Here is a 14,006-nt window from a genome sequence, read left to right on the forward strand (position 1 = left end):
ATGACCAATGGGACAGCTTCTTCTCACTGCTGCATTAATTAGCGCCGGACTCAACTGGCGCGGACTCTGGCAAATGCGAAACTACGACTTGATAGATCGTTACTTTGTTGCCGACGATCGGACCGGATGCTGCTTCCGCAGCCGGCTGTCCGTGACCTTGACCTTGGCCGTGACCTTGGCCATGACCTTGACCGTGTCCTTGACCATGAGGAGAACCTTGTGCTCCCTCACGACGTGTATGTGCATGACGGAAAGAATCGCTGTTTGCCCAAGCTTGGAAATCTTCTTCCTTCTCCCAAGTTGTGCATACGCGGATCTCTTCCGTTTCTTCTGAAACGACAGCATGCAGAACATCCATCCGGACAAATCCAGGGAATGTATGTACGCTCTTAGGCGTCTTGAAACGTTCCAATACCGCCTCTGCAAAGCCGGCACGAACTTCAATTCGATTTTCCACTACGATCATCGTTCTACTCCCTTTCTCATCGATATTCAAGAGCGACTTCAAATACGAGACAACCTCTTTCGCCTGCTCGCCTCCGATCATGGCATGCTGCAACAGCGTAATGCCGTGCGGTCCACGCGCATGAATCGATTCCGGATACCGGGTAAGTGTCGATTTGATCACTTCTAGGTCACCTAGCATTGCTGCAGCAAACAAGTCGATTCGTGCCCCTTTGGACAACAGCCACTCTGCAATGTCACGGCGCCCAACATGAGATGCCGCTCCGAGAGCTGTCTCCCAATCATCGCCGCCCCAGTTCATGGATGCGTGCAATAAAGCAGGCTCTTGCGCAAGCAATGTTTGGACCTTATTCAAATCCGCGTGTGCTGCGCCTACGAATTCCCGTACCAATTCGGTGCTTAAAGCTGCTTTAGCCAATCGAATCTCCTCCTCATTATAACTCAAATTTATGCTGTCGCTTCATGAGGCTGTTTGTTTACAATACCGCTTGGCAAATAAACCGGAACACCATCATCGTAGTACACTTTAGCTTCGATACCGAACACCTCGCGGAAGAACTCCACGCGGAATACTTCACCAGGCGTTCCTTGCTTGACGATCGCCCCGTTCTTCATCGCTACAATGCGGTCGCAGAAGCGAGCTGCTTGATTTAAATCATGCAGCACCATCACAACCGTAATGCCTTGATCCTGATTCAAGCTGCGGATCAGCTCCATCAGTTCCAATTGATGTGCAATATCCAAATAGGTCGTCGGTTCATCCAAGAGTAGAACTCGCGGTGTCTGAGCCATGCACATGGCAAGCCAAGCACGCTGCCGCTCTCCACCCGATAATTCCAACAGGGAACGATGCTGCAGTCTCGTCATACTGGTAACCTGCAGAGCCCAATCCACCACTTCTTCATGTAGGCCTCTGCATTCTTCATACCATTTCAGATGAGGGTTACGCCCTCTGCGCACCAGGTCACGAACCGTAATGTCTAAAGCACCTTCCTGTGTTTGCGCAAGCATAGTCATCGTTCTCGCAACGGATTTGTTATCCATCCCCGCGAGATCTCGGCCCTCCAGTTCAATCTTACCTGATTGAGGAGTAGCAAGTCTTGCCAGCATACGCAGAACTGTCGATTTCCCCGAGCCGTTAGGGCCGACGATACCGAGCCATTCACCGGCAGCAACCTTAAGATTGAAGCCGTTCACGATCGGAGTTGAACGCTCATAGCCATACTTTAATTGATCAGCAGCTATTGCAGGATTCATCGTTTGACCCCTTTCCTAAGCAAATAGAGGAAGAAAGGTGCACCGAGAAGTGCAAGTAAAATACCTACTGGGAACTCAATCGGATCAAACCAGCTGCGTGCAGCCGTATCCGCAGCCATCACTAACGTTCCCCCGCCAATTGCAGATATGGGCAGTAGAATCCGATAGTCATTGCCGACCAACAGCCGTACGATATGCGGTACAACAAGACCGACGAAGCCGACCATTCCAACGATACTGATGGAAGCGCCCGCCAGGAACGTAGAAAGCAAAATAATAAGCAGTCTTCCGATTTCAACGCGGCTTCCGAGCAGCTTAGCTGCATCGTCACCAAGGACGAGCAGGTTGGCCGTCTTAATCAAGAAGATCGAAGCGATGATGCCAATTACGGCATACGGCAGCAGCGTTTGAAAATGCGGCCAGCTCCGTCCGTTCAAGCTTCCCGACATCCAAGGCAGAACGGATTGAACCTTCTCGCTGTTCAAAATCATTAGAGCCGTCATCGCCGCGCCGAGCAGTGAATTTACCGCCACTCCCGCCAAAATCAGCCGAATCGGTGAAGCGCCGCCTTTCCACGAGAGGGCATACACGACTGCAGCTGCAGTCAATGCACCAAGGAAAGCTGCAATGGGCAAATAAGCGATTTTCTCGGGGAACAAAATCATAATGACGACAGCTGCAAGCCCGCCACCGGAGGAAACGCCGATAATACCGGGATCAGCAAGCGGATTACGGAAGACACCTTGCAAGAAGGTGCCTGAGATCGCAAGGCAGATTCCTGCCAGCATGCCTGTCAATACACGCGGAAGCCTGAGATTCCATACAATTTGCCTCGATTCCGAGTCGGAGGCGTGAAGCAAAGAGCTCCACACCTCGCGCGCCGGAATCGGAATTGAGCCTGACATCAAGCCATACAACCCTGCAAGCAGCAGCAGGACAAGACTAAGAATTAGCACACTGCCTCTGCGAATACTTCTCGAGGTCCGCACCTCTTGCGCTCTTTGTCCGGTTACGATTGTAGCCATCGGATTAGTCCACCGTTAGAAGCAGTTTGTTGATTGTTTCAATCGCTTGAGGTGCTCTGATACCTGGGTTTGCAGCAAACAGATCAGAAGGCAGCACTTCAAACTTGTCATTCTTCACAGCAGACAGACTCTTCCAAGCCGCGTTGGTTTCAAACTCTTTCTTGAAGCTCGCTTTCACATCTGCCGCATCGCCATGCGTGATGAACAGAATAATGTCTGGATTCGCTGCTACGATCCGCTCAAGGCTCAGCTCCGCGTATTGCGGCATGCCATCCATTCCTTTGAACGAAGAGGCGACGTTCTTACCGCCCGCAAGCTCCAAGAAATTGCCTGGGTAGCTGTTAGGAAGGGCAATAACGAAACTTCCCGGTGCGCCATACACGATCAGCGTTTTCGGTTGAGTGGCCGGTTTTTTCAAGCCTGCAACATCGCTGTTCATTTTAGCAATCAGCTGTGCAGCTTTCGATTCTTGACCAAGAATACGGCCATAAAGCTTAATCGAAGCTTGAATTTCCGTAAAGGTATTGTGGGAGTTAAACATCACTTGCGCGCCTAACTTCTCAATTGTTGCTTGTTGCGTTTTAAGTGCAGGACTTGCAATAACGAAATCCGGTTTCAATGTAGCCAGCTTCTCAAAATTAATACCGTGAGAGCTTCCTACTTCTGGCACGGAAGTCGCTTCAGAAGGGAAGACTTTGCCGATCGCAGTGGAACGGCCGACAACTTTGCTGCCAAGGGCATAAATAATTTCGGTATCGGAGGAAGAAAGCGTTACGATACGGCTTGGTTTCTTCTTCAGCGTGAATGCGCCAGCGCTTGTCGTCACTGTCATCGTGCTGTTAATCGCAACTGAATTAAAGTTCTTATTGTATGTAACCCATTTGCCGAATGCCTCGGAGATCAGACGAAGCGGAACATAGGTTTTGCCGCCTGAAATGAGTGGTGCAGAATCCAGCGCTGTATAGTCACCGTTTATGTATGCAGAAGTAGAGCCAACTGTCAGTTTAACCGTAACGCCGCCTTGTACAGCAGAAACGGACTTATTCTTAGCATCCCATGTTGCACGACCGCCAAGTGCTTGAACGAGGCTGCTGTATGGTACAAGCGTTCTGCCGTTGATTACTTTAGGAGACGCATCCAGCGAAACCGATTTCCCATCGAGAGTAACACTGATTGATGAACTTGCTGCTTGTGCAGCTTGACCTGACCCTGCTGCTAGCGGAGCAAGAAGCACCGATGCTGCTAATACTGAACGCGTTAAAGCTTTGGAAAACACATGACCACTCTCCCTAAATAATAATGATAATCACTCTCAATCAATACAAATAATGATAATCGATAATGATTCTCATTGTCAATGATAATTTTTAATTATAATAGAATATCTTTCTCCTTGTATTTTCCTTCTACTATATGCTTCATTTTCAGAGATCACGCAATGGCCGCACTACTAATCTACTTACGGTTCTATCCTATGCTACTACTTTGAACAAACCGTCATCCTCTGTCGGACTTCACCTCGCACTTTCCTAGCATTTGTTCTAGAAAAGCACATGATTTCGTCCAATTCCATACAGAAATCAAATAGTTTTTACCCATTTGTTTTAACACTTTCCCTGTATCTTTAGTATCAAAGACGGACCAAATCCTATGAAACAGGAGTGAAACATGTGAAATTGTCCATACGCGTAAAACTGATGTCGAGCTTTCTTGCCATCCTTGCACTGTTGACCGGGATTGGGGTACTTGCCATTGTACAAATGGGGTCGCTTCAGAAATCCAGTTCCATTCTTCAAACCAACTGGTTACCGAGTCTTAATAATATCGGGGTCATTAAGGATAACTTCCTTGAAGCACGCGTTAATATCAATAAAATCAACTTGGAAAGCGATCCTGCACAAATCGCAACGATTGAACAAACCATCAACGATAGTATGGATAAAGCATTGAAAGAGCTTGCCAATTATGAGCACCTCCTTATCTCACCGGAGGAAACTGAAATATTCAACTCATTGCGAGCTAACATGCAAACTTATGCTGACATGCTGCCACCTATTATACAAGCGAGAAAAGACAATAAACCTGAAGAGGGTTATGCGCTAGTCAATGAATTGACCCCACATCGCAAAAAGGTAACCGAAGACTTCAACCGCTGGATCGTCTTCAATAATGATGGCGTTAAAGCGGAAGTAGACAGCGCTGCTCAAACGAATAAAGTAGGCAAATCACTCATCATCGGCTTTGGCATATTCGCCATAGCAGTAGGTATTGGACTTGCGCTTCTGATCTCCGAATCGATGGTAAAAGCAATTCGTTCCATTCTCAACGTAGCAACCAAAGCGGCGAAAGGCGATTTGCGCGATCAAGCTGTCGCGAGGAGCAAGGACGAGCTGGGAACGCTCGCCACAGCGTTCAACGATATGATGGATAATTTACGCCAGCTTATCAGCCATACGGTAACTTCTGCACAGAGCGTTGCCGCAGCTTCCGAAGAAATCTCCGCAACGACTGAAGAGATTGCTAAAGGAAGCACAGAGCAGGCAGAGTCAGCACAAGTCATTAGCGAGCTTGTCCGTGAAATGTCGATTGCCGTTAATGATGTCGCGAACAAAGCATCTGTCGTTGCCGAGCTGTCCGACAAAACGAAACGCGGTGCTGAGGACGGCAGCGATACGGTTAGCGCTTCCGTACAAAGTATGGAAAATCTCTCTAATCAAATGCAATTGCTCGAGAAAGATTCGCAGAAAATCGGTCAAATCATTGAAGTTATCGACGAAATTTCCGAACAAACCAATTTGCTCGCCCTTAATGCTGCAATTGAAGCGGCACGTGCCGGTGATCAAGGACGCGGTTTTGCCGTTGTAGCCGATGAGGTTCGTAAGCTGGCCGAACGCAGCAGTGAAGCTACACAGCAAATCGCCGAGATCATTAAAGGCATGCAGCATAATACGGATCAAAGCATAAGAGCCATGGAGCATGCAACCCTGCAAACTTCTAAAACAGGACAAACCTTCGAGAGCATTGTACGCATGGTCAGCGAAACAGCCGATCAAGTGACTGAAATTGCGGCAGCAAGCGAAGAGCAAGCCGCACAGTCCGAAGAAGTCATGCGCGCCGTTGAAACGATCGCAGCCGCGAGTGAAGAATCCGCTGCGGCAGCCGAAGAAACAGCAAGCTCTTCGCAAACACTTGCTCATCTGTCAGAAGAGCTTAATAAGAACATCAATTTCTTTAAAGTATAGGCATAACTAGAAGCGGTGCGGTTCAGGGCTTACTCAAGCCCTTGACCGAACCGTTTTTTGAGTCCAAGTTTATTCCGCTGCAGGCATGTTGATCATTCTATTAGTTAACCGATCCAATCTGCGAAGGTTAGCTTGGCAGGGTAGAATCGACGACAACGATAGCTGCTTTTTTTTGCTCCTTAACGAACCGTGAGGGCCTTATTTGTTCGAGAATAGTTGCTTTTCAAATCTAACGAACCGTAGAGGTCTTATTGTGGGAGAATCAGCTCCAATACACCTAAAAACCGTCAAATAAGGCCCGTACGATTCGTTAGCATTTTTTCGGAGCTATATTCGGGCAAATAAGGCCCGTACGATTCGTTAGCATTTTAATCCAGTCTTTTGGCTGAAATAAGAGCTAGCGGTTCGTTAGAATTTCAAATCCAGTCTTTTGGCTGATAAAAGAGCTAGCGGTTCGTTAGCGCGAATCCACGGCAACAAACGTAAAGGCCGGCTGCATCTCGCAGCCGGCCTTTGTAATTGGATCTATTGGCGATGCATGAAATTGATAAGCGCCTGCACGGCTTCTGCGCGAGTAGCTGTGCTAAGAGGCGAGAATTGCTGACCTCCGGTTCCCTTCATCAGACCGGAAGCAACCGCTTGATTCACGTCATTCTTCGCCCATGAAGCAATCTGCTCCGAATCCGTAAATGGCTGTGTTTCGGTTGCCGAAGAAGTGCCGGAAGCTTGTTCCTTGCCGCCGAAAGCCAGCATTCTGTTCATCAGCACCGCCATCTCCTGACGGCTGATTGTCGCTTGTGGAGCAAACAAAGCAGCGCTTCTACCTTGAATTAGCCCATGTTCGAATGCTGCTTTTACAGCATCCGCATACCAAGCATCGGATGCGACATCTGTGAATACCTGTTTCGTATCTTCATCTGCCGATAGCTGCAATGCATTCACCATCAACTGAACGAATTCCGCTCGGCTAATCGCTTGTGTCGGTGCGAACCTATCACTGCTAATGCCTTTCACAAGATGATGCGCCGCAGCCTCTGTAACTGCCCCATAGGCCCAGTGTGTAGAAGGTACATCTTTGAATGCCTTCTTATACGTCATGACCGCATAGGTACTGAAATGAGAGAGTGGTGCAGAGATGCTGCCCCCTTGCTTATCCACCTGCCCACCTACATACTCCCACACACTAGATAACGAGTTGAAATAATAGATTCCCAATAGCTCCGGATTGCCGACTGTCTCAACGTTAACCGGAATTGTTAGAAGGATCGGCTTCTCAAACTTCGTCAGCTTGTGATGCTCCCCATCCTTCGTTACGATAGACAGCTCAAGCTGATAGACTTTACCTGCCAACTGATAGGCCGCTTGCAAAGGAGTTCCCTCGGTATTTTGTTCCTTGGATGCGAGTTGGAGAGAAATCGTCGCTTCCCCGCGTGCATTCGGTTCCACCTGTGCAAGTAAAGCTTGCAGCAACTCAGGAGCGATTTCTGCCTTAACGCCTTGAGCATCCACGACAAGGGTATTGCTTCCGAACATACTCGCCAAGGCTGCCGGAATCAGCAATTCATTCTTGCCGCCTTGCAGCGTAATCGAAACCTTGCCATCCTTGGTGCCGCTCTTTACATCCGCATCACTGAGCTTCTGCTGGGTTTGCAGCGCCTGATCCGGTACATAAACATAGCCCACACCACCATCACCATCATCCGGATCTTCCGGATCGACTGCTGCTTTATAAACGCCTATCGAATCCACATAAAGCGTACCATCGCCTACAGGTCCATCTCCTTGATTGATGTACAGCGAGAACTCTGCGAGAGAACCGAGATCAATGGTGCCGTTGCCTTTCGTATTCCACGGTGCATGCCGGAATTCCGAGAACGGAAGCTTGAGGATGCTAGCCTCTGTACCCGAGAGAACACGGTAAGCCTCCCATGCTTCGCCGTCCGGCTCAATAAATTGGATGGTCAGCTTGCGGCCCGAACCATCCGGCGTCAGCCAGAACGAAACGCCATCATAGCCTGCCCATGACATGCCACTCAAGTTCTTCGTCATACCGGCGAAATTCACAGCTTCCGTCAGCGTGTACGAATAACGAAGGCCGAACTTGCCGGCTTCCTTATGTTCGCTATCCGGCGTCAGTGTGACAGGTCCGCCCCACGTATTGCTCGTATAGGCTTTCTGCGCGAGCAGTTCGCCGCCTCCATAGTAGTCAAAGTTGTCGATAATCGGTACATTGCCGAGCTTCAGATCATCGACATAGAGCACATGACTGCCTGCCGAGCCCGCGCCTTTATTGACGAAAATCGAGTATTCCGTCAGTGCCGACAAGGAGAGCAAGCCGTCTCCGCTTGACCACTGGTTACGTGCAAAGCCGCCAAACGGCACTTCATATACAGCGCCATCCGATCCGGAAGGGACAAGCTGCGCTTCCCAATAGTCGCCGTCTGCGTCCTTCAACTGCAGCGTGACTCCATTCTGAGAGCCGTCACCTTGGAGCCATAGCGCAATGGCATTGCCGCCGGAGGCCAAGTTCATTCCACCAAGCGACTTGGTTACGCCGGCATATCCTTTCTCGTCTGTCAGCGTGTAAGCCAGCTTAAGGCCGTAGTCGCCTTCGGACTTATGTGCAGCATCCAAGCTTACGACGATCTCATCCCCGTAGCTGTTGCTCACATATGAGGCTGACGCTAAGCTGCTCGAGCCCTGATAATATTCAAAGCCCTCGATATCGCCTATCTTAGCAACTTGAATCGAATCGAAATACAACGTACCTTCACCCGCTCCGCTGCCGCCCTTCTCCACATAGAGAGAGAATTCGGCAATGGAGCCCAGGTCGATCACGCCATTAACAGGTGCGTTCCATCCCGGTCTGGCAAAGGCATGGAAAGGAATTCGTACGAGCCTAGCTTCATCGCCTGTCACGCGCAGCTTCGCTTCCCAATACTCGCCGCTTGTTTCTTTAAACTGCACGGTGATCCCGCGGTTCTGGCCATCAGGCTTATACCACAGCTCGATGCCATTGTTCCCGCTCCAATCGATGCCGTCCATATTCTTCGAAATGCCTGCATAGCCCTTCGCATCGGTAAGTGCATAATGCAGCTGCAATCCGTAATCTCCGCTATCCTTCACATCAGGAGTGAGGGACAAGCTCACGACATCTCCGCCGGAATTAGGTGTATAGGCCGCTTGAAGACGCGTATCATCTCCTTCATAAGATTCGAAGGTGTCGATAGTCGGAAGCCGGTACAGCTTGATGCTGTCAAAATAAACGGTATACTCCGCCGGCGCTCCATCCACGTATAGCCCAAAGGATGCTACCTTACCGGCATCGATTGCGCCATTGCCTTGCGATGCATGACTATCTTTCCACCACTGCGGAATGTAGAACTTGCTGAACGGTACCTGTACAAGAACCGGGTCGGTGCCGGAAATACGCAGATCCGTCTTCCACACCTCGCCTGCCGTATCAAGGCCCTCCGTTAATTGCAGCGTAACGCCCATATCGACTCCACCGGGCTGAACCCAGAACTGCATGCCGCTGTTACCCGACCAGTCGGCGTTGTCCAGCGCCATCTCGAGACCGCCCCAGCCTTGGCTCATAGAGGTCTCCAGCTTCAAGCCATAATCGCCTTCATTCTTATGCGATGAATCCAGTGTGAGCGTAATCGGCGAGCCGGACTCATTGACGGCATACGCGCTGCGAAGCGAAGCGCTCGAGCCGCTGTAGCCTTCAAACCCATCGATCAGCTGGCTCTTCGACAGCTCAGGAGGGGCTTCGAGCTTCTCATCACCTACGCCAATAGCAATTCTGCTCACTTGCGGGTTCCAGGTCTGATCCGCTTGGCTTAACGGGAACTGCACCTTCAAATACCGCGTTCCCGCAGGCAGCTTATACGCCGTATATTCGGTGCGCGTCCACCAGCCATCTCCGCCTTTACTTGCTTTCACAGCCGTGCCGTATTCCGTAAAACTAACCCCGTCCGCAGACGTGAAGAACTTGAAATCCCCCACGAGATACGCGCTTGGATCCTGCCTTGCATACGTAAGCAGCTTGAAGTAATTCATGTCGCCGCTCGTCTTGTACTGGAAGAACTCCTCCGTGTCGGAGCTGCGGGTAAGTCGTTTGTTATCGCCGCCAAAGTACGCATCCGGATTGTCCGAGCTGAAGCTCAGGTTGATGCTGCGGTCATTCATTTTGACAAAATTGTTCATATCATCGATCAGCACGCCGTTAGCCAGCTCCGGACGTTGGATGGAATCCGGGAAGGTCAGCGCGCTGCCGTCCGTGCTGTACTCGATTTCCACTTTGCCAAGCTGAGAGGCGCTGTAGTCGCTTGGAAAACCGATTTTCACAAACTTGGCCGCTGCGGGCAGGCTGCCCGAATACTGAACCTGATGCCACGGGCCGCCGTTATCAACTACTGCAGCATCAAGTGCTTCATAAGACTCGCCATCTGCGGAAGTGAAGATGCTGTAAGCCGTAGAAGCCAGCTTCTCAGGATCGATGTAGGCAGTCGCCTCAACCTGCAGTCCCGTTACTCCAGAAGCAGATGTCGGCAGCGCATACACAATATATTGCTCCTGCGAGGTCTCCAGCTGCTTGAATCGCGAAGGGTCGCCGCTGAATCGTACCGGATTCTTCGCTTCGAATTCCAAGTCGGTCGAATAATCATACAGATTCGAGAAATTGCGCATGACATCCTTGATGACATGCTTAGCGGCAACCGGTCCTACCACAGCCGAATAATCGGATGAGCCGGATGTGTTATTCGCTTTCAATCGATAGTAATACGAGGCGCCGGTAACGGCTGACGTATCATGGAACAGCTGTGTCTCTCCCTCAACCGCATCGGATACGCCGTCGCCGACAACGCTCCAAGGTCCATCCGCAGCATCCGCTCGTTCAACGGTATACGAGCTGGCTCCGACAGAACCGAGCCACGAGATCGTAGATACCTCTTCGATCGGCAGCAGCTGCGGCGTATCCGGAACCGGCAGCGGCGGTACCTCGTCAATGCCGCGGATCTGATAAGCGTGCTTGCTCAATGTCCGCAGCAAATTCGTCTCATCGAAGCCGTCGCCGGAAGGGAAACCCGGCCAGCGGTATGCTCCGTAGAAGACGCCATCCTTTACGCTTTCCGTATGCGGGTAGAAACCGCCATCGCGGTTATGCATGCGCAAGCTCCATACCATCGCGCCGCTTGCGCCGCTTTCCTCTACAATGCTCAAGAACTCATCCACCTGCGCAGTCGGCTTAAAGCCGAACTCACCGATGATGAATGCTTTCTTGCCGCGTGCCTTGCCCATATCTAGATTCGCCTGCGCACCATAATCGGCATAATGATCCGGGTAATAGTGATTGGAGACGATGTCGATGTTGGGATCGCTGAGCGAAGCATCGTCAATGCCGTATTTTCCGTCAATGACCAAGTGATTCGTATCCAGGCTCTTAATATAAGCGGCCATATCGCTGGTCCATGTTTGTGAAGCCGGCACCAGCTCATTGCCTGTCTCCCAGCCCAAGATGGCAGGATCATTCTTGTAAGCTACACCTGTGTAGCTGTTCACCCTGTTCAGTACATAAGCAATGACCGACTTGAAGTCCGCAATCAACTGCGGATCGCTCCAGAAAGCCGCTTCGCTCTTGCCGCGGAAGGCCGCATATTCCTTAATGCCGCCCTGCCACTGATACTGATCGACGAATGGCAGAATAATGCGCACGCCGTACTGATTGGCCAGCTGCAGCATTTTGTCCAGTGCCTTGAACACCTCTTCGTTAAACTGCAGCGGACCGCCCGGCGTGGCAGGTCCCATAACAGCCCGCTCCTCCGTCGTGTCATCCGCTTTCTTCACAGACAGCACATAAGGCCGCGTCACATTGCCGCCCATTTGCACGAGTGCTCGGAACGCATCCTCCTGCTCCCATGCAGTTGGAACCCGCCAATGAATATCTTCGATCATGCTGAGCGTTGGCACGTTGGCCGAAATAAACCGGAACGTCGCCTCGCCGTCCTTCAATGTATCGCCGTCACGCGTAATAAAATCCTCAAAAACGGATGCAGCGGCAGGCAAATTTTCCGCCTGAACCGGCCGCGGAGCCGAAAAAACCGATAAAAAAGATGACACCGTGAGAGCCAGGGTCATCAAAATAGGTATATAACGTTTGAGCAAGATCGTTACCTCCCGAACATGGAATGTGTGGAGAAGCAAAAGCTTATTTTACCGAACCGCTTACAATACCTGAGAAAATATAACGCTGCAGAAACAAATACATGATGACAGTAGGAATCAAGATGATCACGACAGCGGCGCTGATTAAATTCCACTGGGCGCTGTTCACCCCGGCAAACTTCATAAGCGACGTCGAAACAACGCCAAGCTTCTGCGCCGGCATGTACAGATACGGAATATACATATCGTTATAGATGGAAATCGTCTTAATGATCGTGACCGTTGCCGTTGCCGGAATGAGCAGCGGGAAGATGACCGAGCGGAATATCCGCACCAGACTCGCGCCTTCCATCATCGCACTCTCGTCGAGATCAAACGGAATACTGCGAATGAATTGCAGGAAGATATAGATTTGCACCACGTCCGTACCCAAATAAAGCAGCACCGGCGCCATATGCGTGTTGAATAGGCCAAGCTCCTTCACGATCGAGAACGTAGCGACTTGTGTGGTCACAGAAGGAATTAGCGTAGCAAGTACGTAGCCGCCGAGCAAATATTTCTTGAGCTTAAACTCAAATCGCCCAAGCGCATAGGCAGCCATCGTACCAATGATGATGTTGCCGATTAGCGCCAGCACGAGGATAATGCTCGTATTCCAGAACGCGCGCCCCATATGCCCGATTCGCATGACTGTTTCGAAGTTCTCCATGTTGAAGAAGCTGCGCGGCATCTCGAATACGGACGACGTGTTATATTCCTCCGTTCCCTTGAAGGCATTCAGAATGACGACATAAGGCGGGAAGAGAACGAGAAAGGCAGCCAGCGTCAGCAGCAAATAGTGCATGGCAAGAAAGGGATTGTTGCGTTTAAAGATCGACATGAGCTTCCATCATCCCTTCTCTTCCCGAAGAATAAATTTACGCTGGATCGTAATGACGACAATGACAATCAGCAGCAGCACGACGCCCATCGCCGAAGCAAGACCGTAGTTGCTGTAGTGGAAAGCCGTATCCACCGTCTTCGTCACAAAGGTATCGCTGGCTCCCGCCGGTCCGCCCTTGGTCATAATAAACGGCAAATCGAACACTTCAAGCGCACCGGTTACGGTGAGCAGCATCGAGAGCTCGACGATCTTGAGAATACTCGGCCATGTGATGTAGATGAAGGACTGTCTTTCATTCGCTCCATCAATCAGTGCAGCCTCATACAGATCATCCGGAATCGACTGTAATGCACCTAGATAAATGACCATATTAAAGCCGAGATACTTCCACATGGAGATGAAAGCCAGCGAGATATTGACCGTATGCTTGTTGCCCAGCCAGCTCGTAATGAGACTATCGAGACCGAGCGCGGTCAGCAGCCCGTTCAGCGAACCGTCCTGCGAGTCGTACACATACGAGAACATATACGCAATGGCTACGCTGTTCATGATGTAGGGCAGGAAGATCAGCACGCGATAGATGTTTCGGCCGCGCAGCTTCTTATTGAGCACGACGGCGAAGTAGAGGGCAAGGATATTTTGAATAATGCCGCCGAAGAAGTAATACAGGTTGTGGGAGAACACGCTGAAAATCTCACTATTGCGAAAGATCTCCCTGTAGTTGTCTAAGCCAACCCACCCCTTCACCGCACTATAGCCATCCCAAGAGGTTAAGCTTAAATAGAGCAGCATCACGCCCGGATACAAGGAGAAGAGGACCAATAGGGTGACAGGCAGCAGCAGAAAGGTGAATAGCACGATGATCTTCTGCTTCTTGTAAATGGAGGAATACATGCAAAGCCCCTTCCTGGTTCAGTAGAAACATGCAATAGAAACGGGGCACGACATGAACCGTTCACGTCATGC

The 14,006-nt window shown here is 50.5% G+C and carries 8 protein-coding genes and 1 pseudogene; 1 reads left to right on the forward strand and 8 read right to left on the reverse strand.

Translation table 11 applies throughout. The features are described 5' to 3' along the window. Positions 1-34: 34 nt before the first annotated feature. The 5 genes and pseudogenes from AC506A_RS15765 to AC506A_RS15785 all read right to left on the reverse strand — a co-directional run bounded on the left by AC506A_RS15765 (position 35) and on the right by AC506A_RS15785 (position 4,023). Positions 35-466, reverse strand: a complete 432-nt coding sequence (locus tag AC506A_RS15765) for an antibiotic biosynthesis monooxygenase (protein ID WP_495462421.1) — start codon at positions 464-466, stop codon at positions 35-37. Between the two features lie 30 nt (positions 467-496). After that, a pseudogene (locus AC506A_RS15770) lies at positions 497-883 on the reverse strand (ankyrin repeat domain-containing protein); the annotation flags it as partial. A gap of 29 nt (positions 884-912) precedes the next feature. Next, positions 913-1,722, reverse strand: a complete 810-nt coding sequence (locus AC506A_RS15775) for an ABC transporter ATP-binding protein (protein WP_495461969.1) — start codon at positions 1,720-1,722, stop codon at positions 913-915. Next, positions 1,719-2,747, reverse strand: coding sequence for a FecCD family ABC transporter permease (locus AC506A_RS15780; RefSeq protein ID WP_495461970.1), 1,029 nt, complete (start codon positions 2,745-2,747; stop codon positions 1,719-1,721). The genes AC506A_RS15775 and AC506A_RS15780 overlap by 4 nt, the downstream gene beginning before the upstream one ends. Positions 2,748-2,751: 4 nt before the next feature. After that, positions 2,752-4,023 carry an ABC transporter substrate-binding protein gene (locus AC506A_RS15785; protein ID WP_495461971.1) on the reverse strand — a complete coding sequence of 424 codons (1,272 nt, stop codon included), beginning with the start codon at positions 4,021-4,023 and terminating at the stop codon, positions 2,752-2,754. Positions 4,024-4,417: 394 nt separating this feature from the next. On the opposite strand from AC506A_RS15785, the gene AC506A_RS15790 reads away from it, so the two are divergent. After that, positions 4,418-5,989 (forward strand): methyl-accepting chemotaxis protein, encoded by a 1,572-nt coding sequence (locus tag AC506A_RS15790; RefSeq protein ID WP_495461972.1) that lies wholly within the window; start codon positions 4,418-4,420, stop codon positions 5,987-5,989. 525 nt (positions 5,990-6,514) lie between these two features. Here AC506A_RS15790 and AC506A_RS15795 read toward each other — a convergent pair. The 3 genes from AC506A_RS15795 to AC506A_RS15805 are packed head-to-tail and all read right to left on the reverse strand — an operon-like array spanning position 6,515 to position 13,934. Then, positions 6,515-12,157 carry a CIA30 family protein gene (locus AC506A_RS15795; protein ID WP_495461973.1) on the reverse strand — a complete coding sequence of 1,881 codons (5,643 nt, stop codon included), beginning with the start codon at positions 12,155-12,157 and terminating at the stop codon, positions 6,515-6,517. A 43-nt stretch (positions 12,158-12,200) separates the two neighbouring features. Then, positions 12,201-13,037, reverse strand: a complete 837-nt coding sequence (locus tag AC506A_RS15800; RefSeq protein ID WP_495461974.1) for a carbohydrate ABC transporter permease — start codon at positions 13,035-13,037, stop codon at positions 12,201-12,203. A 9-nt stretch (positions 13,038-13,046) separates the two neighbouring features. Continuing rightward, on the reverse strand, positions 13,047-13,934 hold the full coding sequence (locus tag AC506A_RS15805) for a carbohydrate ABC transporter permease (protein WP_495461975.1): 888 nt from the start codon (positions 13,932-13,934) through the stop codon (positions 13,047-13,049). Positions 13,935-14,006 lie beyond the last annotated feature (72 nt).

Source organism: Paenibacillus sp. N22P23, from assembly GCF_059383735.1.